Source organism: Pelorhabdus rhamnosifermentans (assembly GCF_018835585.1).
Lineage (GTDB): Bacteria > Bacillota > Negativicutes > UMGS1260 > UMGS1260 > Pelorhabdus > Pelorhabdus rhamnosifermentans.
Window position 1 is genome coordinate 100,389 of sequence record NZ_JAHGVE010000001.1, and the last position, 25,853, is coordinate 126,241.

The window sequence follows — 25,853 nt, forward strand, 5'->3', positions numbered from 1 at the left end:
GAAGATGGATGGGGGAGAGAACTTGTTAGATGGAAAGAAAATATTGATAACAAGTTGTGGTGGTCTAGGTGATCTTTTGATGTTTACCCCAGCACTTAGAAAATTAAAACAAATGTATCCCCACCTTATCCTGACTTTTTTAACGAATGAGCATAACCGCGATGTTTTATCGGGATTAGCTTATATTGATAAAGTAGTTACTATTCAGCGGAAAAAGGCATTTGGGCGGTTGCGTGTATTACCTGATCTTTATAAACAAGATGTAATAATTTTTACTGATTGGCAGCCGCAACTGCTTGTTTGTGCGAAACTTCTTGGGGTGGAAAATCGTATTGGAATTCCGAAGCCCAATCATTCATTGAATAAATATTTTACAAAAATACTGAAAAATAATGTTATGCATTCGTCTCGTTATGCAGCAGAGACAAATGCCATTATTTTTTCAGAGGCTTTAGATTGTACGATTGATGGCGATATGACAAATTATGATATTTCATTGCCAACTGCAGACAATGTAAAGAGTGTAGATAATATGCTCATGAACTTGGGATTAAAAAGTGATTCAGTATATATTTGTCTGGCTCCTTTTACTGGTATGGAAGAAAGAAATTGGCCAGTTGAGCATGTGAAAAAATTTGTTGAACTTGTTCGAGATAACTTAGATATCCCTATTATTCTCATTGGGCCGTCACACAAAAAAGAAATAGCAAATTCTATTGATACTTTTAACCTTGTTGGTCAGACCTCTGTACTGGAAATGGTAGAACTTATTAAAAGAGCAAAGATCTTTATCGGATCTGATAGTGGTCCAATGCATATTGCTGGAGCGGTAGATACGCCGGTTATTGCGATGTTTAATAAGGACTTACCTTCTCGGTGGGCACCTAAAAATCATTGTAGGGTAATTAAGCTCGATATGCCTTGCTGTCCCTGTACGGATCAAGTGGCTCGCAGTTGTCAGACAGTAGAATGCATGAGAGGGATAATACCTGAAATGGTATTTCAGGTATTATCTGAGAACCTGAATAATGAGTAAGTTACAGGTTATTATGAAATATAGGAGAGATTTATATTGAATAACCCTAAAAATATTTTAGTCTATTCTCTCGTCAATATTGGGGATGTCCTTTTGACTACTAGCGCGATTGCTTTAGTCCGCAAAGCCTATCCAGAGGCCCGTATTACTGCTATGGTTCGGCCGGATTCAGCACCGCTTATGGAAAATAATCCGATTATTGATGAAGTATACATTTATAAATATCGTTCTAAAGAACGTTCAATTTCATCGATGCTTGCTGAGATTAAAAAGATAAAAAATAAACATTTTGATTTATGCTTTGCCTTTGATGGAAAAACTCGTTCTTGTTTACTTACATTTTTAGCGGGTATTCCTATTCGTATTGGCGGGCAAAAAATATTTGATGATAAGTTTAGTTGGTCCACACTTACCTTTACTCAGACGATCCCGATTGACCATGATTTGGCCGTTACGCCTCAAGCCTATACTTTTCAGGCAATTGTTAAAGGCTATACAGGACAGACAGAGGTAGAGAAACCTGTGATTGCTCGAATTACAGACGCAAATAGGAAGGTTGCCAGAGAATTATTAGCCGCTCTTCCAAAGAAAAAATATTCCATTGCACTCTGTGTAAAAGGAACATTTGAACTGAAAAATTGGCCAAAGCAGTATTTCGCAGAATTAGTGGAAAAGTTGAGCAACAGATATGACGCCAATTTTTATATTATTGGTGCGCCAGGGGATAGAGAATATGTCGATTCAGTGATTCAACTTTGTTCGGTACCCATTCAGAATTTTTGCGGTAAAACAGGATTAATTGATTTGGCAGCATTATTTGAGGAATCTGATTTGCTTGTTACAGTAGACACTGGGGCTATGCATATTGCTGCCACCACGCCTGTCCCCATTGTAGCGATGTATGGCTGTTACCCGCCTCCTCGCTGGAAACCGTTGACTGATAAAGTAACTACTTATCATTTAGGACTGCCATGCTGCCCTTGTCATATTGCCGAAAAGGATTGTCTTACTAAAGATTGCTTAACTGGAATCTCTGTGGATGAAGTTTTTAAGGGAGCATGCCAATGGCTAGATCGAAACGAATCCTTGTAACCAATCGTGCCGGTATTGGTGATGTTATTTTGTCGACATCAGTCCTACGGGGGTTAAAGGAAAAATTTCCTGACAGTCATCTCGCGCTGCTTGTGGGTACAAATGTTTTTGACTTGATGGTGGGGTTACCTTTTATTGATGAGGTAATTACGTATGAAAGAGATCAAGATAGTTTATTTCGCATTGTAAAGCAGGTTTGGCGCTACGATGTAGCTATTTGTCTGGATTTTACCTATCGTAGTGCGCTGCTCGCTTTCTTGGCAGCTATTCCGGTGCGTGCTGGATTGCGGCATAAAAGAGGGATATTTTTGACTCATGCTACGGAGCGGGATCCTAAGCAGGAAGAGATCTATGAACCTTATAATTTTGCCAATATTATTAAGCGAACTACAGGCATCGAACTTACAGGTGACTTGACAAAGCTTGAAGTAGGGGCGGCTACGGTTCAGGATCGTCAGAAAGTTGATACGTTATTTACTCAAGCAGGTATTAAGGAAAAAATGCCCGTTATTGCCATTGTTCCATTTAGTTCGGCCAATGCTAAGAATTGGCCCCTTGAGGCGATTCAGCAATTGATTGTTCAGTTAAAGGCTGAACATGATTATACGGTGGTGCTGCTTGGTGCACATAATGAACGAGATCAGGCGGCTGTTTTGCAAGGTGCCGAGAATTGGCTGGGTTTGACCACCCTAACTGAAATGGCCGAGATTTTAAGGCGGTGTCAACTATTTATTGGTCATTGCAGTGGGCCTATTCATCTGGCTGCTGCCGTAGGAGTGCCAATTGTAGCTTTATATGGGGCTACCTCTTCCCTGCATTGGGCTCCAAAGAATCATACGGCGGTTGTGGAGCATCCAATGTCGTGTACTCCCTGTGATGCCACGGGTTTTCAGTGCAGCCATAAACAGTGTATGAAGAGTATTACTGTAGAGGAAGTTCTGAAGGCGTGTGAAAAATTTGGAGTACTGCATGAGGTGCAAGGAGGTATTTGATTTTGCAAAATATTTTAAAAGAAGCTATTGTCGATAAAAAGGTTTTCAGATATTCAAAAGCAAATAATGATTCCATTAATTCGGTCCACATTGCTTTTGGAGTGGATGCTGGATATGTCCTCGGTATGGGAACAGCCATGACTTCCATTGTAGTTAACAATCCGAATATGGAGTTTATTTTTCATGTATTTGTTAGTTCAATTGATACTGATGATTTAAATCGATTAGAACACTTAGCGGAACAATATCAGTTGACGATGAATCTGTATTATGTAAATAATTGCGTTTTTAATCAAATGCCTACTTTTGGATATTATTCTCCTGCTATTTATAATCGTTTATTAATTGCAGAAGCCTTGCGTAATACTGCAGAAAAAGTTCTCTATCTTGATGCGGACATTATTTGTTTAGGTAATATCAAAGAATTTATTGAAACTGATCTGAGTGATCATATTATTGCTGTGGTTCACGATATAGAAAGTACTAGTATGAAACAAATTAAAAGCTTACAGTTAAAACAAGCTCGGTACTTTAATTCTGGTGTTATTTATCTCAACATAAAAAAGTGGAATGAGCATGATGTATCATCTCAAGCAATGGCGCTTATTCAGCAACATTATAGCGAGTTTAGCTGTCCGGATCAAGATGCACTGAACATACTTTTGGCAGAACATACGCTCTATGTTGATAGAAAATGGAATGTGATCTATGATTTAACAGGGAAATACGAAGAGCTACCTGCTGGTACTGTTTTTCTTCACTATACGGCTCGATTAAAGCCATGGTGCAAATGGTGTGTGCATCCGGTAAAGTCCTATTTTATTCAATATTATGAACAATCTCCCTGGGCTAGAATTTCTTTGCCTGATCCAAGTAGTTCTACAGAAATGAGACTTTGTGCCCGATTGCTGGCGCGTGAGCGGAGATATTCCGATGCGATATTTTGGTATTGTCGCTATCTGATTACGAAAATGAAAAACAAACTGTGAGTAGATAAGGTACCCAAAAAAGCAATAGTTATTATAATGCCACAACAGATTTGGACATGATTTTCAACAGCTTATAAATGCTGGGGATAGGGTAGGTGCTAGCATGAAGATATTTTTAGATGGCGTTTCTTTAATTAACAAAGATTTGGGAGGGGTAGGTTATTATTGTTACAATTTAATTAAGCATTTGCAGCAAGTGGATCGAGAAAATAACTATACTGTTATTTATAACAAATCGAAGCTAAAAACATTAGGCCTTATTAAGGCCCCAGAAAAAAAAGTATCTTATCCATATCGAAACATTTTGCGCATATTAGGACCACATTTTTTGTATCATGTACCACTTGAATGTTTTACAGGCAACTTTGATATTTATCATGGTACTGGTTATGTTTTTTTACCAACGCGCAAAGCGAAAAAAGTTATTACTGTTCACGATTTGGTTTCAAAGCATTTTCCAGAAATACTGACACCAAGTAATTTATATTTTCAAGAAAAGCAAGTTCCTTATTATGCCAATAAGGCTGATAGAATTATTGCAGTGTCACAAAGCACCAAAAATGATCTTGTGAATTTTTTGCAGATTAATCCCAATAAAATCGATGTTACTTATTTAGCAGCTGATAAAATTTATCAACCACTGGATATGGAAGACCCAAATTTTACAGTTATCCGAAAAAAATATTCGCTTCCCGAGAAATTTATTTTGCATATTGGAACACTTAATGAAAGAAAAAATATTCCAACTACATTACAATCTTTCTATCGATTATGCATCAAGGGCTGCGAACATGATCTGGTGTTAGTCGGCGGTAAGGGTAATGCCTATGATGATGTAATGGCGATGATTACAAAACTAAGACTGGAAAACAGGGTAAAGTATATTGGCTATACCGATATAGCAGATTTACCTTATTTATATAATTTAGCAGATTTATTTTTACATGTGTCAAAATTAGAAGGATTTGGACTTCCTGTATTAGAAGCAATGCAATGCGGTACACCCGTATTAGTTTCAAATGGGTCATCTTTACCGGAAATTGTCCAAGAAGCGGGCATAATGGCAAACCCGCTGGATGTTGATGATATTGAAAAGAAAATGGAAATAATTCTTCAAGATGAACAGTTGCGAAGGGAACTGTCTCTAAAGGGAATCAGGCAAGCTGAGAAATTCAGTTGGGAGAAAATGGCCCGTGAAACAATTGAGACTTATCAAAAGACATTGGCAGTGTGAGAGACAGGGGATGTAAAATATGATGAATAACTCCGTAATGGTGAGCGTCATTATTGTTACTTTTAACGGTTTAGATCATTTAAAAGAATGTCTGCCCCCTTTACAGATGCAGACATATCCAAAAGATAAATTTGAGGTAATAGTGGTAGATAATGGTTCGAGCGATGGCACAATCCAATATTTAAAAGAAAATTATTCCAACATCGTCGTGATTGAAAATCGAAACAATGAGGGTTTTGCCAAACCTAACAACCAGGCCGCTAATGTGGCTAAAGGGAAATTTTTAGCACTGCTTAATAATGATATGGTCGTGAAAGAGGATTGGATTGAGCAACTACTTGCAACGCAAACTCGTACAGGAGCAGAAGGTGTTGCAGGTATGATACTAAATCGGGACAAAAGTATCGAATATTCTGAAGGAAAAATTGATTGTTATGGCTATAGCTATCATTTTCATGATAGAGTAGCAGAAGAGAAAGAAGTTTTTTATGCTTGTGGGGGATCGCTGCTTATCAATAGGAATATTTATCTTTCGGTCGGCGGACTTGATGAAGATTTTTATCTTTATTACGAAGATACCGACTTATGTTGGCGGTTGTGGCTTTTAGGTTATCGCGTTGTGTTTTCTCCGAAGGCACAAAGCATTCATAAGCACAGTGCAACGGCAGGGACCTTTTCTAGATTGCAAATTGATCTCTATGCTGAACGGAATCATCTATGTATGCTATACAAAAATTATGACGAGCATCATGTGTATAAATTTTTATTTGGCGCAATTATGCTGAGATTTTTAAAAATCATGGAGATATTACGCATCGATAATTTATCTGAAGAGAAGATTATTTTGAAACCCTTATCATTCACTGAGCGAGTGAAAAAATTGATAACCTATTCGAAAATTATTGTTCGCCTATTGCGCAAAATGGATCGATTGGTCACGCAGATTTTAACGATCGCCAGTTTTCTATATCTTTTTCCTGTCATGCGAAAAAAACGTCAGGAACTTCAGATGCAGCGTAAACGGACGGATGTAGAAATCATGGAAAAATTTCATGTAAATTCTAGTTATTTTATCCGATCCCAGTATAAAGTATTGGATAAATATATAGAAAGTTGGAGAACACAAGGATAGGTGTTTAAAATTGCGGAAAAGCATTAAGAATACGTTTTAATGGGGATGGATTTCAATATGAGTAATCCTGCTATATCAGTAATTGTGCATACGCTTAATGAAGAAAAGAATATCAGAACTTGTCTGGAATGTTTGAAATGGGCTGATGAGATTGTCATTATTGACATGTACAGCGATGATGATACCGTACAAATTTCTCTTGAATACACCGATAAAATATTTATGCATGAGAGGATGCGTTATGTAGAGCCGGCACGAAAATATGGCTTAAATCAGGCAAAAAACGAATGGGTTTTAGTCGTTGATGCTGATGAACTAGTACCTGTAGAGTTAAGGGATGTACTATTAAAGATAGCTACGGAAAATAGGTATGATGCTGTTTCGATTCCACGGCGAAACTATTTTTTTGGCCATTATATGCTGCAGACAGGATGGAACGCGTTACAAGATCGGCAACTCCGTTTTTTTAAAAAACAATATATGCATTATACAAGTCATATTCATTCTTCTGTTCAGCTTAGTCCACAGGCAAAGGTTTATGATATCAAGGATGAGAAATGTTCGTTTATTCACTTTAATTATATAGATGTGGAACAATTTATCGATAAACTTAATCGATATACAACGATTGAGGCGGAAAATGGCTGGGATAATCGGGATGAATTTTCAAAAGGACGTGTGTATCGGCATATTTTTCGTGAATTTAAAAATCGATTTATCAGAGATAAGGGATATAAAGATGGATTTCAGGGATTCTTATTAGCTCTCTTGATGTGTACTTATCGGGCATCGGCTGGATTCAAACGGTACTTTATGGAAGAATATAACACGAAAAATGTTTCGGAAGAAATAATAATGCAGTATAATGAATTAGCTAAATTAGAAATAAAAAAATACTCTAAATGAGGGATTTCATGAAAATATTACCTATAACAATTATGCAGTACGAACCTGTTTTCAGAAAGATATTATGGGTATTAGAAATTTTGTGCATGGTTTATGTATTGCACCCAATCAATGCTATTGCTCCTATTACAGGGGCATTTGTTTTGACTTTCCTTATATTATTTCGTCCAAAATTAGAATTGACACCACTTTTTTATGGCGTTAGTTTTTTAGTTTTTTGGTTGCTGGTTTCAGCAGTGGCCAATTATAATTTGTTTTTCAATAAGACAGTTAGCAGATGGTTATGGATATTCGAATATTATCTTAGCTTTGTAGGCTGCTTAATATTGTTGCGCACAAAAGAAGATTTTATAAAATTGCTTCAATGTTTTACTGGTATGACATTGGTATTTGGTTTTTTTGGTTATTTGGAGTTGCTGTTTACGCCAAAATTGGACTGGTTGTTTCACTTATTTAGGGCAGATAATTTGCATGCATATTTTCAAGAATTTATCAGGGTAACATCTACACAAGCTTGGACAAATGTAGCTTTTGCCGGAACAATATTCGATCTGGGTGCTTTTTTGTGTTTGGCGGTTGCATTGAATTTATTTAAAGCAGACAGATATTACTCGGGGATTTTTTGGTTAGGATTAGCTGTTTGTGAATCAGTTTTGGTATTTTATACATTTGAACGACAGCCATTGGTTTTGCTTATTTTTGGATTTATAGGAGAGCTAATATATTGGACTATTATGAATGGTTCAAAATGGAAAATAGCGTTATTTACATGTTTTCTAGTTGGGACAATATTAACTGGAGTTCTCAGTTTTACGCCTGCGGGGAATTCTTTTAAGAGGCTTCAGTCGACTGTTATTTATCACGATCAAACAGCAGAATCTATCAAGCAAGATCCTAGTTCATATGGAAGGTTGAGGCTAACTTATATGGGATGGGTAATTATGCTTGATCATCCCTTGTTTGGCATTGGACTACACAATTTCCAATATATTGTACAAAATACTAAAAAATATAGTGATATCTATCCGGAAGCATTACCAGGCCATTATGATTCAAAGGTTAGCTCCTCTCATAATGTACTTACTCATGCTGGTTCGGATGCCGGTATTCCAGCAATGATTGCCGTCACGTTTATTACCTTCTGGAGTGGCTCTTTATTAATCAAATATTTTCAGGTTATTCGTGCAACTAGTATTTTAAGTGATGCGGCAATTGGAGTAATGGGGATGGCAATATTAGTGATATTGATAGTTCCATTTGATTATTCGCTGATTAATAAGGCGGAAGGAATGGCATTTTTTCTGATATGGGCGTTTCTAACATCATTCGAGAAAATTATTGTTGAAGCTTTATCGAAGGAAGCGATTTTCAATGAATAAAATTCTAGTCGTCAATCTTATGTACATCGGCGACCTCTTATTTGCTACGCCATTCCTCCGGAGCTTGCGGCAGCATTATCCTGAAGTTCAAATTTCCTTACTTGTAGATGAAAAAAATGCTGATGTCGTACGTTTTAATCCGAATATATCAGAGATCATCTTTATCGATAAGAAGGGGTATCATGGAAAAATTCAAAACTTCAGTCGCTTGATCGGTAATTTGCGCAGAAGGAACTATGATTTGGTCATTAATCTGCACCGCAATGAACGATCTTCGGCTTTGGCGGCTTTTAGTGGAGGAAAGCGAATTATCGGGTTTTCTAAGCCGGGGTTTAGCCTGTTTTTTGATAAGGTTGTTGAAGAAAGAAAAGATATCCATCAGGCTCAGGCTTATCTGGAAATTTTGAAGTCAGTAGATATTCCAATCGTTGACTGTGGGCTAGAGATGTGGGTCGATGAAAAATCCACTCAAGCGGCGGCAGCTATGTGGCAGCAGGCATTTCGGCAGGCAGATGGCAGTTATCCTGTGATTGGCCTTAATACAGGTGGAAGCTGGCCGACAAAAAGATGGACGGCGGATGGTTTTGCGCAGTTGGCGGATCAATTGCTTGATAAAGGATACGGTGTTTGTTTTTTCGGCGGTTCCATGGATCGACAAGATGTCGATGTAATTCTTCAAAAAGTGGAACGTGTTGCTTCACCTAGAATTGCTATTTTTACGGGCAAGACGACTTTGCTAGAAATGGCTGCACTTGTAAAGAAATGTGCAGTTGTTGTTACTGGTGACTCGGGTCCAATGCATATTGCTGTTTCCCAACGGGTACCTGTGATTACACTTTTTGGTCCATCAGATCCTGTGCGTTATGCACCCTATCAGCAGCAGGACGCTGTTATTCTATCTGCAAGGGATTGTCTGCGGTGTGGATTGCATGAGTGTCAAGGACATGAGTGTATGAAAGAAATTGGTGTAGATGAAGTATTAAAGAAAATAAGTGAAAAGCTGACCAAAAACCATTGAAATTGTGAGAGGAGAAATTTACTTGAATACTATTTTAGTTACCGGCGGTGCCGGTTTCATTGGTAGCAATTTTATTCATGTGTTGCTAGAAACATGTCAAGATGTTCAGATTATCAACCTGGATAAGTTGACCTATGCGGGAAACTTGGATTCCTTACGTGATATTGAACATGATCCGCGTTATACTTTTGTTCAGGGCGATATTTGCGATGAGGCATTAGTTCGGCAGTTGCTTGCAGATGATCACCCCGATGCCATTGTTCATTTTGCGGCCGAGTCCCATGTGGATCGTTCCATTGACGGGCCTAGCGAATTTATTCAAACAAATATCCATGGTACCTTTAATCTGTTGGAATCTGTGCGACATTATTGGGGGGAATTGGATACTATCCATAAGAAGCAGTTCCGGTTTATTCATATTTCGACAGATGAAGTCTATGGTTCGCTAGGTAAAACAGGCTTTTTTATGGAAGAGACACCTTATGCACCCAATTCACCTTACTCGGCTTCCAAGGCATCCTCAGATCTTTTAGTACGGTCTTATTTTCACACTTATGGCTTGCCTGCCATTATCACGAACTGTTCCAATAACTATGGGCCTTATCATTTTCCTGAGAAGCTGATTCCGTTAATGATCTTAAATGCTTTGGAGGGAAAAAGTTTGCCCGTTTATGGTAATGGACAAAATGTTCGCGACTGGCTGTACGTAGAAGACCATTGCCGAGCGATTTTAAAGGTGCTAGAGAAAGGTCGACTTGGTGAGAAGTATAACATTGGCGGTCATAATGAAAAGACAAATCTTGATATTGTGCATACATTGTGTGATATTTTGGATGATAAGCGTCCACGTTCCGATGGCAAGTCTTATCGGGAACAAATTACTTTTGTCAAAGACCGTCCTGGGCATGATTTGCGTTATGCGATTGATGCGTCAAAAATGCAGCGGGAATTAGGCTGGGTTCCTGAAGAAACTTTTGAAACAGGAATCGTCAAAACTGTAGAATGGTATCTGAGTCATGCTGAATGGTGCAAACGTGTAACAGACGGTACTTACCAGCGCGAACGACTTGGGATAGGAGAGTGATTTTATGGCAGTGACCAAAGGCATTATTTTAGCTGGTGGGTCAGGTACACGACTTTATCCGATTACTAGGGCCGTTAGCAAGCAACTCATGCCTGTGTATGATAAGCCCATGATTTATTATCCTCTATCGACCTTGATGTTGGCAGGTATTAAGGATATTTTGATTATTACGACGCCTTATGATCAGGAAGCTTTTCAGCGTCTGTTAGGATCGGGAGAGCAATGGGGCATCAACTTGTCCTATGCGATTCAACCTAGTCCGGATGGATTGGCGCAGGCTTTTATCATTGGTGAGAAGTTTATTGCTGGTCAGTCGTGCGCCCTTGTACTCGGGGATAATATTTTTTATGGATATTCTTTTAGTCAGAAGCTGCAAAAGGCGGCGCAGCAAAAACAGGGTGCAACAGTTTTTGCTTATTGGGTGAAGGACCCGAAGCGGTACGGAGTTGTGGAGTTTAGTGCCGATGGGCAGGCCATGAGTTTGGAGGAGAAACCCGTACAGCCGAAATCACAGTATGCTGTAACAGGTCTCTATTTTTATGACAACCAAGTGGTAGATTTAGCGAAGTCGGTTAAACCATCAGCACGTGGCGAGCTGGAGATAACCGATCTCAACAGGCTGTATCTGGAACAACATGCGTTGCGCGTGGAAACATTAGGCCGTGGTTATGCCTGGCTGGATACGGGCACGCATGAATCTCTCATGCAGGCGGCGACGTATATTCAAACATTGCAGGATCGGCAGGGGCTGATGGTAGCTTGTCCAGAAGAGATTGCCTATCGCATGGATTATATCGGACGGGAACAGCTGATTTTGCTTGCCGATGTCATGAAAAAGAATGGCTATGGCAAATATTTATTGCAGTTAGCTGGGAATGAAACGAGGAGTGAGTCGTAGTGAATGTGATTCAAACGAAAATACCCGGTATGCTGATTCTGGAGCCAAAGGCTTTTGGTGATGCGCGGGGTTTTTTTATGGAAACATGGCGGCAGGAACGCTATGAAGCCGCTGGACTCAAGGACAAGTTTGTGCAAGACAATCTGTCTTTTTCAAGCAAGGGCGTGCTAAGGGGACTTCATTATCAGTATCCCCATTCGCAGGGAAAACTGGTCTCTGTTGTGCAAGGTGAAGTTTTTGATGTAGCAGTGGATATTCGGCAGGGTTCACCGACTTTTAGTCAGTGGGTAGGAGTATCTTTGTCAGGTGAAAATCATCGTCAGTTCTGGATTCCAGCAGGTTTTGCCCATGGCTTCTGTGTCACGAGTGACACAGCTTATTTTACCTATAAATGCACGGATGTTTATACACCGTCAGCGGAAGGCGGTATTGCCTGGAATGATCCTGATATTGGTGTTGAGTGGCCGCTCAACGATGTGCAACTTTCAGATAAGGATCAGGTTTATGCGAGGTTAAAAAACATTCCAGCCGAAAGATTGCCAAAGTTTTAAGGGGTGACATATGAAAATTTTAGTAACAGGCGCACAAGGACAATTAGGGAAAGAAATTGCTCGTCGAGGCAGTGAACACGAATTCATTCTTGCAGGGCGAGATATGCTGGATATTACGCAGGAAAGTGACGTACAGATATTGTTTCGTCAGGCGAAACCCGAGGTGGTGATTCATTGTGCTGCCTATACGAATGTGGATGGTGCAGAAGCTGACCCAGACGGGGCATTTAAGGTCAATGTGATTGGTTCGCAAAATATGGCTGCGGCCTGTTTAGAAACAGGTGCCAGATTAATCTATGTGAGCACAGATTATGTTTTTGACGGGGCAGCAAACAAGCCTTATCGGGAATTTGATCCGGTGAATCCGCAGTCTGTTTACGGTACAACCAAATGGCAGGGCGAAGAACTAGTACGGCAGATCTTGGGACGCCATTATATTTTGCGTACGGCCTGGCTTTATGGGGATGGCAATAACTTTGTTCGCACCATGCTCAGATTAGCAGATGAGCAACCTTTTTTGAAAGTTGTTCATGATCAAATTGGTTCACCTACGAGTACGGTGGATTTAGCGCGGGCTATTTTCAAATTGTTACAATCCGATGCTTATGGAACGTATCATGCAACCTGTCAGGGGCAATGTTCCTGGTATGATTTTGCCAAGGAAATTTTTCAGCAGGCAGGTAAAAATGTGGACGTTTGTCCCATTACTACGGCTGAATTTCCGCGCCCAGCGAAGCGTCCGGCCCATTCGGTACTTGATAATTATATGTTGCGTATGACCGTGGGCGATCCCATGCGAATGTGGCAGGAAGCTTTACAGGATTATTTAGCATTAAATAAAGTCAATTAATATCAGTTTTTATTACAAAGGCCAGCCGTAAAGGCTGTTTTTTATTATAAGAAAAATTTACGCATTTCTGCCGTTTTTGTAGTAAAATGTATATTGCTAATTATTTTAAAGGAAACCCCATAAAATACCATCTCTCTATTTCCTTGGAAAATAGGGAATTTGAAAGGGTTTTGTTATTTTATGCCGAAATATATTAAAAATGTAATCCAATGATTGAGGTGAATTTTATTTTGTTTTCGCGTAAAGTCATCGCCTTGTTGATTAGTGGTAGTTTAGTTATGGGAACAACTGCCCCAGTTTTTGCTGAAGCATTTTCTGCATCAGCAGATAGCACTTTTGGTCACATGCAGGATAGAAATGAACAAGCAGTTTTTAAGTATGAACTAACCAAATATGATGTGATTAATATTGTCATTATTGGGGTCGCTGATAATTATTTTAATGACATTATGATTGGGCCTGATGGCTATGTGAATTTGCCTTATGCCGGTAATGTCAAATTAGCGGGTCTCACCATTCAAGAGGCTACACAGTTGCTGAAATCAAAGTTAGGCGAGTACATAAAGATTCCTTCCATGTCGGTTATGGTGAAACAATATGGACCACGTAAGGTTTATGTGATGGGGGAAGTTGGTAAACCAGGAGTTTATGAATTAAGTCCTGATTATATGAATGTTTTTGCGGCACTTTCAAGTGCGGGCGGTATTACCAAGCGAGGTCGTCCTAAACATGTCGGTGTGGTACGTATGGAACAAGGACAGGTCCAGATGAAGGAAATCAATTTTGATAATTTTATTGAGAAACAAGATGCGTCACAAAATCCTATGTTACAAGATGGTGATATGATTTATGTACCGAAGTCTAATAAAATTGATCTCAATGAAGATGTCATGCCAATCCTTTCCGGTATTGGACTCTTTAAAGCAATGACTCGGTAAAAAGGGGAAAAGAACGTGGAAGAACAAGATACAATTGATTTGCGGGAACTCTTTAATATTATCAAAAAGTATAAGTTGCGTTTGCTGAGTATTGTTGTTGTTACAACATTAATTGCACTTGTTGTAGCATTTATTTTGCCCAAACAATATGAATCAAGTGTATTACTTCGTGCTAAGTCGCAAAAGCAAAATGGCATTTCGCTTCAGGCTGCGTCGGCATTGTCGATGTTAGGTGGTAGTGTGCCAAATGCTACGCAAAGCTATATAGAACTCATGAAGAGCCGTACAGTACTTGAACCTGTTATTGCGCAAATTGAATGGCCCAAGCAATCGCCAAAGGCTGCTGAATTTGCCAAGAGTAATTTGCAAATTCAAAATGCTAAGGGAACTGATTTAATTGAATTAAAGGCTAAAGGTCGGACTCCTGAAGAGGCACAAACAATTGCTGCAGGTGTTATTGATAATTTTCAGCAACTTTTGACAACACAGAGTCAGTCGGAACAGTCGCTCATGGTGAAGTTCCTGACTGGGCGTTTGGCTGAAGCGAAAAAAAATATGGAACAAGCTGAACAGAATTTAGAAGCTTTTCGGCAACAGGAAAAAGTATATATTCCAGATGAACAAGCCAAGGCAGCTATCAAGAAAATAACAGAATATGATCAGAAGCTTGCTCAGCTTAAGGTTCAAAACGATGCAGACCAGGCTAAGCTGCAAAGCGATAATGATCAGCTTGCCAAGCAGAATATTGCGCTTTCGCAATACGGATTATCGGATAATCCAGAAATCGAAAAGTTGCGTAGCACTATAGTAGAAAAGCAAATTGCGCTGATTGGTTTGCAGCAGAAGTATACGGATAAGCATCCCAATGTTATTTTAGCGCAAAAAGAAATCGAGAAATTAAATAATAAATTACAAAATCAAGTGGACGATTCAATTCAAGCAGGCACGAATACGTTAAATCCCATTCATGCTGGATTGATGAAAGATAAAGTTATGACAGAAACGGAATTATTAGCAGGCCAGGCATCTGTTGATGCAATTCAAAAGATTCAAGGTCAAAATGAGCAGGAAATCAGCCAGCTTTCCGCTAGCAGCTTGACTTATGTTGGGTTGCAAAGACAGGCCAGTATTACACAAGAAGTCTATACGGCGCTTGTTAAAAATTATGAGCAGGCGAAGATTCAGGAAGCTATGGAAAGCATGGATATTCAAGTCATTGATTCAGCTGATTTGCCCGATAAGCCTTCAGCACCGAATAAAAGGTTGATTACTGCAATTGGTGGAGTAATCGGGGTGCTCATATCTTTTGGTTATGCTATGGTTTTATATTGTAAAAGGTCACGAGTGAAACTGCAATAACGATGTGAGGGGGAATTTTGATGAGAAAGAGATTTCCAATGCTGCGAAAGCTGGCATTACTTATGGGTGATATGTCGTTATTGTTTATAGCTACTTATCTTGCTATTTTCGTTGTATCTTATTTTGGACGGCAGCAACTCATCCTAACAAGTTATTTAAACATGTCACCTATTATGGTGATTGCAGCTGGCATTTTATTTAATGTGAATGGACTTTTTTCCCTTTCACGAAAAAAGTATAGTGAAGTGCTACTGAGTTTAGTTGTTTCGATATTTAATTTGTTTATTATAATGATGGCGGCAAGCTTTTTTTTGAGGGAATTTGATTATTCGCGAAGTGTATTAGTGATTACTGCATTTTTTGAATTTACTTTTCTTGCCGCTTGGAAATATTTGTTTTGGCGTGTTGATAAATCGTCCATGCAGCCCAACAACGTACTCGTTGTTGGTAGTCAGTCCAAGAGTTTTCGTATTGTTGCACGCTTAACAGCGCAGCCACATTTGAACTATCATGTTCGCTATGTATGTACGGATTATAAAGAAGATTCGTGGAAAAAGGCAGCAATTGAGATTGACTTGGTGATTCTCTGTTCGGATATAGGATTGGAGGAAAAAGCAGCAATTGTCCATTTTTGCCATGTGCATGGTAAGCAGGTGTTTATCGTACCGGATTTTTATGACTTGTTTTGTAGTGGTTCGGAATTAGATAAGATTGACGATATCCCAGTTTTTCGTGCTCAGTATTTAAAACCTACATTAGAACAACGTTCATTAAAAAGAATATTAGACTTAGTTGTAGCGGGAACTACTATGTTATTTTTATGGCCTCTATTTCTTATCATTGCCATAGCTGTTAAGTTAGATAGTCAGGGTCCGATTTTTTATAGTCAAGTTCGTACGGGACGCGATGAGCGAGAGTTTTCTGTACTGAAATTTCGATCTATGCGGCAAGATGCGGAGCAACTAACGGGGCCGGTACTTGCAGCTGAAAATGATCCGCGGATTACAAGTATAGGAAGGTTTCTGAGAGCAACACGAATGGATGAATTGCCACAACTACTCAATGTCCTAAGCGGTGATATGAGTATTGTTGGACCGCGGCCTGAGCGCCCTGTTTTTGTTGAGCAATTTAAGCAAGAAATACCTGAATATCTATATCGTCATAATGTCAAACCTGGTATTACGGGGATGGCCCAGGTATATGGTAAATATAATACTACGCCGAATAATAAATTGATTTATGATTTAATGTACATACAAAAATGTAATGTGCTTACTGATTTGGTTATTATGTTACAGACGGTAAGAGTACTGGTTACTAAGAGCAGTACGGAAGGTATTGGAGTTCAGCAGAATAAACAAAATTTGTCAAGTTACGAGATCAATGAAATAGGCTGAGTATTAGTAGTTGATCATGATTTCTCAATTATTGGGGTTACCAGGTTTTTACGGGCTACAAGTCTGGTTAAGCTGCCGCAGCGTATAAGTTATCCGGGCTGACACTTGGAGGGCCTAAAAAAGATGCGGTTTTTAAAGAACAGGAATATGTGGATATTTGCAAACGAGTTGAAGCAGAAAGAAAGTTTAGTCTAGCTAAATGGAAATTTGGTATGGGGCTAATTAAACCTATTTGCAAGAGATAATAGAAATAGTTTCTTTATCTAATATAGCATTGTCGATTTTTGCATTAAAACTGAGCAAGGTTTTTTGTGCGCAATTTTTTGGTTTGGTAGTAACTTGGTTATAGTTGATAATTCTTACAAATGATCATGAAAATAGGGCCTCTGTTCAGTAGATTATTACATAGCGATTTCAACTTCTTTTTGGCAAAATTAGGGGTGAAGTCCTTTTTATATTCTTTAGGAGCCCAGTGTTTTCAATGTTTTAAAAATATGAGAATTACTCAATTGTTTATTTGTGAGTTATTTTGGACTTATAGGTGTGATTGATGTTTGTGCTGTGAATTGTTTTTTTTATTAATAATGACTTTATGTAGAAAAATTATTTTTCGGGGAGTGCAACGAAAAATAATTTAATTACAGGTTATATTGAATATTGGAGGTATAGCATTGACTGCTAAAATCACTAAAAAGCAAGTTCAAAATGATTTTAATAAACTCAAAGGTTGGGCCAAAGAATACTTTTCTAAAGAAGATTATTCGCAATCACTATGTATGATTGAAACAGCTAGTAAACTGATGTACACATTTAACTTGGTGTATACCGATGATGATATGGAAAAAATGCTTACAGATATAGCTTTTAAGGTAGTTAATAATAAACCTCAAAAAATTAAAAAAAGTAAAAACAAGAAAATAGTATTTTATGATTATTTTGCAATAGATAATAGAGGACTTACTCAGCAGTATATTAATGCATTAATTGATTTACAATATGAAATATTATTTATTACTTATGATGATCCTAATAAAACAAAATCCGAACGAATATTTATGCAACTAAATGAGTATAAAAAGGCTAAAATACATAGTATTAAAAATAAAAATTATATTGAAGCAGCAAATGAATTATTTAACGTAGTAAATGAGTATGGTGCATCTACTGTATTATTACATACAGCACCTTGGGATGTTACCGGAATATTAACTTGGTCGCTTTTCGAAGAAGTAGAAAAGTACTTAATCAATTTAACAGACCATGCTTTTTGGCTTGGAAAATGTTGTTCAGATTATATACTGGAATTTAGATCATATGGATATAACATCTCCAGATATTATAGAAATATACCTGACAATAAGCTGATTTTACTGCCATATTATCCAATACAGGATAATATGATCACTTTTGAAGGGTTTCCATTTGATGCAAAAGGCAAAAAAATAATATTCTCAGGTGGTGCTTTGTATAAAGTTTATGGTAGTAATGTTTTTTTTAATACAATTAAATATATAGTTACGAAACATAAAGATACAATTTTATTATACGCTGGAAGTGGTAATACTAAGCCGTTTAGGGATTTTATAAAAATAAATAAGCTTGAAGATAAAGTTTATTTAATTTCAGAACGTAAAGATATAGCTTATATTTTTAAAAATTGTTACTTTTATTTAGGAACGTACCCTATTAGTGGCGGGTTAATGACTCAATATGCTGTTGCTAATAAAAAAATACCACTTGCTTATACCGATCCTATCTTAAAATGTAATTTAATTGAGTCTTTATTTATTAATACTGACAATATACAGCTTACTCATACAAATCTAAAAGATTATTATATAACAATTGATAAATTATTGTGTGATTCTGATTATAAGAACACATTAGAGGAAAAAATGGATAATTTACTTATTACACCAAAAGAATTTGCTAATAGTTTATCTAATTGTTTACAATATAAATCAACTGATTTTTCATTTGATAAATTCGATATTAATATTGATGTATTGTCTAAATTATATTTTCAAATGGAAAATAACTATTTACATGAATATTATTTAATGTTTATTAAAAGCAAAAATATTAGGCTATTATTGCACTTTAAGAAAAATTTTATTTTTGGCACTTGGTATTTATCTAAAGAAAAGATAAGAAAGATGAATTTATTATTTGCTAAATATTTTGTTAGGGGTTAATAATATGAATTTATTATATCGCTATACATTTTACCAAGAAAATGGTTTTGTTATTAGCATACAAGATTTGTGGGTAAGCTTTTGGCGTAAGATTTTTAGCTATATTTTACAAAAAAAATGTCCTGGAATATTTGTGGCGCACTCTTCACGTATTCGGGGACTTTCACATATTAAAATTGGTAAGAATTTTTGTGCTGGAACTCATTTGTGGCTTGAGGCTATTACAAATTTCTGTGGTACATATCATAATCCACAAATAATTTTTAAGGATAATGTGATAATAAATGATTATGTTCATATTGCTGCTACTAATTATGTAGAAATAGGCAATAATGTATTGATTGCAAGTAGAGTTTATATTTCAGATCATAATCATGGAATTTATGCTGGAAGTAATCAAACAGATCCTCGTATTTCACCTAGTAGTCGCTCTTTAACATATGATAAAAAAGTAGTTATAGGTGATAATGTATGGATTGGCGATGCTGTCGCTATTTTACCTGGAGTTACAATTGGTGAGGGTAGTATTATTGGAGCAAATTCTGTTGTAACAAAAAATATACCACCAGCTTCTATTGCAATTGGTAATCCTGCACGGATTATTAAGCGGTTTAATTTTATAAAAAACGAATGGGAAAAGGTTAATTCGATCACAGCTTGTGATCGAAAACAGTGAAATTAATAATTTTATTATTAATTCAAGTAAGTAATTATATAGTTTTTTAGGGAAAGTTGGTACAAAGTATGAATTGTATAAAAAAATATATAAAGAAGATATTTTGGAATTTTCCACTTTTCACCGATGAGCTTAAGGAAAATATATATTATTTAATAAGAAGGGTATTATTTAACTCGCAACCACCATCTATAGCATTAGGTGCTAATGATTCAGGTATTTATGAACAATATGCAAAACAAATTTTGTCGATTCCAGAAGCATCAGAAAAAGAATATGTGCCGATAAATCAAAAACCATTCCAACGAACTGAGAAAGATCCTAAAATTATAGCATATTATTTACCTCAATTTTATTCATTTAAAGAAAATGATGAATGGTGGGGTAAAGGTACTACAGAATGGAATAATGTAAGTAGAGCGGTTCCACAATATCTCGGGCATTATCAACCAAGGCTTCCTGGTGAGCTGGGATTTTATGATTTGAGATTGAAAGACAATATAGCTAGACAGGTAGAATTAGCCAAGCTATATGGAATTTATGCATTCTGTTATTATTTTTATTGGTTTGATGGCAAAAGACTTTTAGATAAGCCACTTGATCTATTTTTAGAGTCAAAGGATATAGAATTCCCATTTTGTTTATGTTGGGCTAATGAAAATTGGACTCGGCGTTTTGATGGGAATTCTGGCGAAGTTATTATGCGTCAAAGTGGTACAGAGGAAAGTTATAAAGATTTTATTAGCAGTGTAATTCCTTATCTTCAAGATCAGAGATATATGGATATTGACGGAAAAAAAATACTTGTTATCTATAAACCGTCATTAGTTCCTAACAGTAAGCATGTTATTCAATTTTGGCGGGATTTTTGTAGAAAAAGTGGAATTGGTGAGATTTATATTATTGCGGTAAAAGAATCGGAATATGAAAAAGATCTTTTAGAGTTAGGGTATGACGCAGTGTCTGAGTTTCATCCAGGAACAGTTTTGTATGCTTGTTCTAACATAACTTCAGAAAAAAAATTTGTTCAAAAAAGTTTTTATGGACAAATTTTTGATTATAAAGACCTCGTTAGGAATCAAAGATATTTTGAATATGATACACCTAAGTTATATCGTTCAATTATGCCGATGTGGGACAATACTGCGCGACGCGTTAATAAGGGCCTAATTTTTGATGGCGCAAATCCTGATTTGTATAAGCAGTGGTTAGTGGATATTATTCGAGATACTAGAAATAGAAAAGATTTAGATGATAGTTTGATTTTTGTAAATGCATGGAATGAGTGGGGCGAAGGTGCCTATCTTGAACCCGATAGAGATCATGGATATGGCTTTTTGCAGGCAACCCGTAATGCTATTGAAGACACAAGAGAAGAGCAGAAAAGAATATAAACGTGCTTTCCTTTTAATTTAAGCTCTAAAAATTTATAAATGTTTAAAAATAGTCAGAAAGATATTTTAAATTGAGAAAAGTTTTAAAAAATGGTTAGTATTTTTGTCTAAAGGAGATACAATGTTTATATTTTTTCTTATTTATTCGATATTATTTTTGCTTTTAATTATAGGCATACATTTTCGGGTAAGTAAAGTTGATACTCTTAATATATTTTTATCTGTAGCATTGTTGTTTACTTTTTTTGCAAGTATTAGGTGGGGAATTGGGGCTGATTATTTTGACTATAGAGAGTGGTTTTATTTTCCGCCGGATTACGTAGAAGTTGGCTATAGCATAATAAGTGAAATAGTATATAAATTGTTTGATGCAAACTATCAGATGCTTATAATAGTTACATCAGTTCTTACAAACTTTATTTTTTTTGAATCATGTTGGAAATACAGTAATAAGCAAACGGCTCTTTTAGTAATTTATTTTTATATAACTATTGGAAGTTATTTCTTTTATTTAAACGGAATTAGGCAAGGTATAGCCATTGCTATTCTTTTCTTTGGTTTTAGATTTATTAAAGATAAAAAATTATTAATGTACATTTTAACATGCTTTGTTGCATATTTATTTCATGCAGCAGCGTTATTTGCTATTATTACCTATTTTGTCTGTGAGAAGATAACAAAAAAGAAAATGATAGTATTATATTTATTATCTTTGTGCTTTATATTTGTAGATATTGAAGGTATATTAGCAAAAATAAATATATTGCCGCCAGCATATCAATTATATATTGATGCAGGAGTAGTAGAAAGTTTTCATGAAAATACATCATCAATTTCTTTTTTGAAGCTTTTTATTCCTAACTTATTTTTTATATATTTGTTGAGTAGAGACTATTATCAAAAAGCAAAAAGCGAATTTACTTTTTATTTTTTATATATTTTTTTCTATAATACTGTAAGTATGATTCCAATTATTAATCGAATTATGTATTTTTTTGAACCATCTTTATTAACTTTGTTACCTTATATATATCAATATGAACCGAATTATAAGCTCATTTTTTGGTGTTTAGGGATATATTATTTTATTTTTTCTATTGTGACAATTATTATTTTGAAAACACATCAATGTTATCCATTTACCACAATATTTGGGTGAATTTAGATAAAGTTATTACTTTGGAGGAATTGTGTGAATAAAAACGGTAAAATTTCTGTAGCTTTTGCACGTGCATTTCATATTGATCCAGAACCTAGATTAATGAAGGCTGCTAAATGGATATTAGAAGAAAATAAACAAATTAATATACTAGCACTTGGTTGGGACCGTACAGGCAAAAGTAAAAAAAATGAAGTAGTTGATGGAGTAAATATTAAAAGATTTTTTGCTAAGGGAGAATATGGAAAAGGCTTTAAAAAAAATATATTAGGATTAATATTGTTTAATTTATATCTGCTTTATACATTTTTTATTAATAAAATAGACGTTATACATGCATGTGATCTGGATACTGCGATTCCTGCTATTATTGCTAGTAAGTTAAAAAGGACAAAATTGGTTTATGATATTTATGATTTTTATAGTGATAATCGAAATCTAGGAATATTAGATCCTATTGTTAGAAAATTAGAGTTGTGGATTATAAAAAAGGCTCATGTTGTTATAATTGCGGATGAAAGACGTATAAGTCAGCTAGGTCATTTAAGTGATGATATATTAAAAAAAATTATCGTTATTTATAATACTCCAGACGATTTATCTATTAATAATGATAATGGGAATACCAGCTTTTTAATTGGATATGTAGGAGTTCTTATACCTGATCGACGTTTGATAGAAGCGGCAAAAATTGTAAGCAATATAGAAAATATGAATATTTCTTTTGCAGGGTTTGGTCCATTAGAAAAAGATTTTGTAAGTATAAGTAATCAATATAATTGTATCAAGTATTTTGGTAAGGTTTCGTATGATAGAGCTCTTGAAATAGAAAAACAATCAGTGGCAATACTGGCAATGTATGATCCGAAGCTACCAAATAATAGATATGCAGCTCCAAATAAGCTTTGCGAAGCTATGATGCTTGGTAAACCAATTATTACATCAGATGGAACTTTATGTGCTGATATTGTAAGAGATGAAGGAATTGGATTTGTTATTCCTCATGAGGATATTAATGCAATGAAAGATACTTTTATTTATATTACTCAACATCCTGATGAAGTTAAAAATATGGGAGTAAGAGCTAGAGCTTTATATGATAATAAATATTCTAGCAATAAAATGAAAGAAGTATTACAAAATGCATATCAGCAACTTAATATTTAATAAATAAGGGGAATTAAGAAATGAAAATTGTATTATTAAATCCACCATTTAAACCTGAATACGGAAAATTTTCACGTGCATCGCGCAGTCCGGCTATAACCAAAAGTGGTACATTGTATTATCCTATATGGTTATCATATGCATGCGGTGTTCTTAGCGAAAATGGTCATGAAGTTCTTTTATTAGATAGTTGTGCAGAACAAATCGATTTGAGTGAAACTATAAAAAGAGTAACAGCATTTCAACCTCAGCTCATTGTTATTGATACAAGTACACCTAGTATTGATAATGATATTTTGTGTGCTAATCAATTAAAAGAAATTCAAACAAGACCTTTTATCTGCTTAGTTGGAACACATCCATCCGTATTAACTAATGCGGTTATGAATAGTAGTGCGCAAATAGATGCTGTAGCAAGACATGAGTATGACTATACATTAGTAGATTTAGCTTCATGTTTAGAAAAAAATCAATCGTTAAGTAATGTCTTAGGATTATCTTTTCGAGAAGATGATCAAATTATACATAATAATGATCGGCCATACATCGAAAATTTGGATAATATGCCATTTGTATCTCAGGTATATAAAGAACATTTAAACGTTCATAATTATTTTTTTGCTGCAGGCGAATTTCCCATGGTTATGATTATTACTGGACGTGGATGTCCGTCACGATGCTTTTTCTGCGTTTACCCGCAGACCTTTCATGGTCATAAATATCGTTTACGCAGTGCAAAAAATGTAGTGGATGAGTTTCAATATATAGCAGAACAAATGCCACATATAAAATCTATTGGTATCGAGGATGATACATTTACAGCCAATCCTGCTCGTGTAAGAGAAATATGCAAACTTATTATTGAACGTGGAATTAATAGTAAGTTAAACTGGTGGGCTAATACCAGGGTTAATCTTGATTATGAAACGATGGTAATGATGAAGAAGGCTGGGTGCCGACTAGTTATCCCAGGGTTTGAATCGGGTGACCAAGAAATTTTAAATAATATTCATAAAGGAATAAGGGTAGAGCAATCAATTAAATTTGTCGAAAATGCAAAAAAAGCGGGCCTTTTAGTACACGGGTGTTTTATGGTTGGTAACAAAGGGGAGACAAAGGAAAGCATGAAAAGGACGTTAGAGTTTGCTTTAAAATTAAATCCTGATACGGCACAGTTTTTTCCTTTAATTCCCTACCCGGGGACAGAAGCATTTCAATGGGCTAGAGAAAATGGATATTTGACTACGCAAAAATTTTCAGAGTGGTTAACTGAAGATGGATTACATCAATGCGTTTTGGATTTACCTAATTTGAAGAGTCAAGAGTTAGTCGCTTTTTGTAATGAAGCGAGAAAAAAATATTATTTGCGTCCTAGGTATATAATTTATAAATTGGGTCAAATGATTAAATCAAAAGAAGAATGTAAACGCACAATGAAATCATTTAAACAATTTTATAAATTTTTATTAAAATAAATATATGTCGGAGGTTAACATATCCGAATGCGAAAAAGCCTTTATGAAGATTATGATAATATTGTTTCTATTATAACTCCTGCCTATAATTCTGCTAATTGTATTTCTGCTACAATTGAATCTGTGCTAAGACAAACATATATAAAATGGGAAATGATAATTGTAGATGATTGTTCAGATGATTATACGATTGATGTTGTGCGCACGTATGAACGCTTAGATGACCGAATTAAGTTGATTCGTTTAGATAAGAACCAAGGGGTTGCTAATGCAAGAAATATTGGCATGAAATGTTCTAAGGGGCGTTATATAGCCTTTTTAGATAGTGATGATATTTGGTTGGAAAAAAAATTAGAATGTCAACTTGCATTTATGAAAGAACGGAATATAGGTTTTTCATTTACTCAGTATTGTCAATTTGTTGATGACGTGAAAAAGAGCAAACAAATTATTCATGTACCTGATCGCGTCCAATATAGAGATTTGTTAAAAGGAAATGTAATTGGTTGTTTAACAGTAATTATTGATCGTCAAAAAATACCTCCATTTAATATGAGAAAAGAATATCATGAGGATTATATTGCATGGCTAGAAATTTTAAAGCAAGGATTTGCTGCTTATGGGTATAATGAAGACTTAGCTAGATATCGCATTTCTAGTAGCTCTGTTTCAAGTAATAAGAAAAAAAGTGCATCATGGACATGGAATATTTACCGCAATATTGAAAAATTGTCTATTATTGAATCAATTTATTATTTTTTATGGTATGTTCTGAGAGGAATATCGAAGCATAGAATTACCCCAATAAAAGGGGGGATTTTGAAAAATAGCAGGCTAAAGATAAAGAAAAATTACAAATAACTAGGCTAGAAGGCTTAAGCTTTTAAAGCTAAAATACTGCCATGTAAAGACCATTTTGAAGAAAACGTAAG

Annotated in this window: 23 protein-coding genes; all 23 read left to right on the forward strand. The window is 35.8% G+C overall.

Features of this window, described 5'->3' with window-relative positions:
• The first annotated feature begins 22 nt into the window (after positions 1–22).
• Positions 23–1,036 carry a glycosyltransferase family 9 protein gene (locus Ga0466249_RS00510; protein ID WP_215827478.1) on the forward strand — a complete coding sequence of 338 codons (1,014 nt, stop codon included), beginning with the start codon at positions 23–25 and terminating at the stop codon, positions 1,034–1,036.
• Between the two features lie 36 nt (positions 1,037–1,072).
• Entirely contained in the window at positions 1,073–2,128 is a 1,056-nt protein-coding gene (locus Ga0466249_RS00515) for a glycosyltransferase family 9 protein (RefSeq protein ID WP_215827479.1), read from the forward strand.
• A complete protein-coding gene (gene waaF / locus Ga0466249_RS00520; protein WP_215827480.1) occupies positions 2,101–3,120 on the forward strand; it encodes a lipopolysaccharide heptosyltransferase II in 1,020 nt (339 codons plus the stop codon). Before Ga0466249_RS00515 ends, waaF (Ga0466249_RS00520) begins: the two co-directional genes overlap by 28 nt.
• Positions 3,121–3,122: 2 nt before the next feature.
• Positions 3,123–4,109 (forward strand): glycosyltransferase family 8 protein, encoded by a 987-nt coding sequence (locus tag Ga0466249_RS00525; protein WP_215827481.1) that lies wholly within the window; start codon positions 3,123–3,125, stop codon positions 4,107–4,109.
• Between the two features lie 103 nt (positions 4,110–4,212).
• Positions 4,213–5,343, forward strand: a complete 1,131-nt coding sequence (locus tag Ga0466249_RS00530) for a glycosyltransferase family 4 protein (RefSeq protein WP_215827482.1) — start codon at positions 4,213–4,215, stop codon at positions 5,341–5,343.
• 19 nt (positions 5,344–5,362) lie between these two features.
• Positions 5,363–6,475: a glycosyltransferase family 2 protein gene (locus tag Ga0466249_RS00535; RefSeq protein WP_215827483.1), complete on the forward strand. Its 1,113-nt coding sequence runs from the start codon at positions 5,363–5,365 to the stop codon at positions 6,473–6,475.
• 57 nt (positions 6,476–6,532) lie between these two features.
• Positions 6,533–7,381, forward strand: coding sequence for a glycosyltransferase family 2 protein (locus tag Ga0466249_RS00540; protein ID WP_215827484.1), 849 nt, complete (start codon positions 6,533–6,535; stop codon positions 7,379–7,381).
• An 8-nt stretch (positions 7,382–7,389) separates the two neighbouring features.
• A complete protein-coding gene (locus tag Ga0466249_RS00545) occupies positions 7,390–8,760 on the forward strand; it encodes an O-antigen ligase family protein (protein ID WP_215827485.1) in 1,371 nt (456 codons plus the stop codon).
• Positions 8,753–9,778 carry a lipopolysaccharide heptosyltransferase II gene (gene waaF / locus Ga0466249_RS00550; protein WP_215827486.1) on the forward strand — a complete coding sequence of 342 codons (1,026 nt, stop codon included), beginning with the start codon at positions 8,753–8,755 and terminating at the stop codon, positions 9,776–9,778. Before Ga0466249_RS00545 ends, waaF (Ga0466249_RS00550) begins: the two co-directional genes overlap by 8 nt.
• Positions 9,779–9,800: 22 nt before the next feature.
• Positions 9,801–10,862 (forward strand): dTDP-glucose 4,6-dehydratase, encoded by a 1,062-nt coding sequence (gene rfbB, locus Ga0466249_RS00555; protein WP_215827487.1) that lies wholly within the window; start codon positions 9,801–9,803, stop codon positions 10,860–10,862.
• Between the two features lie 4 nt (positions 10,863–10,866).
• Positions 10,867–11,760, forward strand: coding sequence for a glucose-1-phosphate thymidylyltransferase RfbA (gene rfbA, locus Ga0466249_RS00560; protein WP_215827488.1), 894 nt, complete (start codon positions 10,867–10,869; stop codon positions 11,758–11,760).
• Positions 11,760–12,311 (forward strand): dTDP-4-dehydrorhamnose 3,5-epimerase, encoded by a 552-nt coding sequence (gene rfbC, locus Ga0466249_RS00565; RefSeq protein ID WP_215827489.1) that lies wholly within the window; start codon positions 11,760–11,762, stop codon positions 12,309–12,311. Before rfbA ends, rfbC begins: the two co-directional genes overlap by 1 nt.
• Before the next feature lie 10 nt (positions 12,312–12,321).
• Entirely contained in the window at positions 12,322–13,161 is an 840-nt protein-coding gene (gene rfbD, locus Ga0466249_RS00570; RefSeq protein ID WP_215827490.1) for a dTDP-4-dehydrorhamnose reductase, read from the forward strand.
• 230 nt (positions 13,162–13,391) lie between these two features.
• Positions 13,392–14,099 carry a polysaccharide biosynthesis/export family protein gene (locus Ga0466249_RS00575; RefSeq protein WP_246588316.1) on the forward strand — a complete coding sequence of 236 codons (708 nt, stop codon included), beginning with the start codon at positions 13,392–13,394 and terminating at the stop codon, positions 14,097–14,099.
• Positions 14,100–14,114: 15 nt separating this feature from the next.
• Positions 14,115–15,458 (forward strand): GumC family protein, encoded by a 1,344-nt coding sequence (locus tag Ga0466249_RS00580; protein WP_215827492.1) that lies wholly within the window; start codon positions 14,115–14,117, stop codon positions 15,456–15,458.
• A gap of 20 nt (positions 15,459–15,478) precedes the next feature.
• The gene (locus tag Ga0466249_RS00585) at positions 15,479–16,855 is read left to right on the forward strand and encodes a sugar transferase (protein WP_215827493.1); all 1,377 of its coding nucleotides are present in this window, start codon (positions 15,479–15,481) and stop codon (positions 16,853–16,855) included.
• 671 nt (positions 16,856–17,526) lie between these two features.
• On the forward strand, positions 17,527–19,050 hold the full coding sequence (locus Ga0466249_RS00590) for a glycosyltransferase family protein (RefSeq protein WP_215827494.1): 1,524 nt from the start codon (positions 17,527–17,529) through the stop codon (positions 19,048–19,050).
• 4 nt (positions 19,051–19,054) lie between these two features.
• Entirely contained in the window at positions 19,055–19,726 is a 672-nt protein-coding gene (locus Ga0466249_RS00595) for a DapH/DapD/GlmU-related protein (protein ID WP_215827495.1), read from the forward strand.
• A gap of 68 nt (positions 19,727–19,794) precedes the next feature.
• The gene (locus Ga0466249_RS00600; protein WP_215827496.1) at positions 19,795–21,120 is read left to right on the forward strand and encodes a glycosyltransferase WbsX family protein; all 1,326 of its coding nucleotides are present in this window, start codon (positions 19,795–19,797) and stop codon (positions 21,118–21,120) included.
• 121 nt (positions 21,121–21,241) lie between these two features.
• A complete protein-coding gene (locus tag Ga0466249_RS00605) occupies positions 21,242–22,279 on the forward strand; it encodes an EpsG family protein (RefSeq protein ID WP_215827497.1) in 1,038 nt (345 codons plus the stop codon).
• A gap of 33 nt (positions 22,280–22,312) precedes the next feature.
• A complete protein-coding gene (locus tag Ga0466249_RS00610) occupies positions 22,313–23,446 on the forward strand; it encodes a glycosyltransferase (protein WP_215827498.1) in 1,134 nt (377 codons plus the stop codon).
• A 20-nt stretch (positions 23,447–23,466) separates the two neighbouring features.
• On the forward strand, positions 23,467–24,921 hold the full coding sequence (locus Ga0466249_RS00615) for a B12-binding domain-containing radical SAM protein (protein ID WP_215827499.1): 1,455 nt from the start codon (positions 23,467–23,469) through the stop codon (positions 24,919–24,921).
• Between the two features lie 27 nt (positions 24,922–24,948).
• A complete protein-coding gene (locus Ga0466249_RS00620; RefSeq protein WP_215827500.1) occupies positions 24,949–25,782 on the forward strand; it encodes a glycosyltransferase family 2 protein in 834 nt (277 codons plus the stop codon).
• Positions 25,783–25,853 lie beyond the last annotated feature (71 nt).

Coding starts and splice junctions, on each gene's coding strand:
- waaF (WP_215827480.1), top strand. CDS start 2,101: ATGGCTAGATCGAAACGAATCCTTGTAACCAATCGTGCCGGTATTGGT.
- Ga0466249_RS00530 (WP_215827482.1), top strand. CDS start 4,213: ATGAAGATATTTTTAGATGGCGTTTCTTTAATTAACAAAGATTTGGGA.
- Ga0466249_RS00535 (WP_215827483.1), top strand. CDS start 5,363: ATGATGAATAACTCCGTAATGGTGAGCGTCATTATTGTTACTTTTAAC.
- Ga0466249_RS00540 (WP_215827484.1), top strand. CDS start 6,533: ATGAGTAATCCTGCTATATCAGTAATTGTGCATACGCTTAATGAAGAA.
- Ga0466249_RS00545 (WP_215827485.1), top strand. CDS start 7,390: ATGAAAATATTACCTATAACAATTATGCAGTACGAACCTGTTTTCAGA.
- waaF (WP_215827486.1), top strand. CDS start 8,753: ATGAATAAAATTCTAGTCGTCAATCTTATGTACATCGGCGACCTCTTA.
- rfbA (WP_215827488.1), top strand. CDS start 10,867: ATGGCAGTGACCAAAGGCATTATTTTAGCTGGTGGGTCAGGTACACGA.
- rfbD (WP_215827490.1), top strand. CDS start 12,322: ATGAAAATTTTAGTAACAGGCGCACAAGGACAATTAGGGAAAGAAATT.
- Ga0466249_RS00585 (WP_215827493.1), top strand. CDS start 15,479: ATGAGAAAGAGATTTCCAATGCTGCGAAAGCTGGCATTACTTATGGGT.
- Ga0466249_RS00595 (WP_215827495.1), top strand. CDS start 19,055: ATGAATTTATTATATCGCTATACATTTTACCAAGAAAATGGTTTTGTT.
- Ga0466249_RS00600 (WP_215827496.1), top strand. CDS start 19,795: ATGAATTGTATAAAAAAATATATAAAGAAGATATTTTGGAATTTTCCA.
- Ga0466249_RS00605 (WP_215827497.1), top strand. CDS start 21,242: ATGTTTATATTTTTTCTTATTTATTCGATATTATTTTTGCTTTTAATT.
- Ga0466249_RS00615 (WP_215827499.1), top strand. CDS start 23,467: ATGAAAATTGTATTATTAAATCCACCATTTAAACCTGAATACGGAAAA.
- Ga0466249_RS00620 (WP_215827500.1), top strand. CDS start 24,949: ATGCGAAAAAGCCTTTATGAAGATTATGATAATATTGTTTCTATTATA.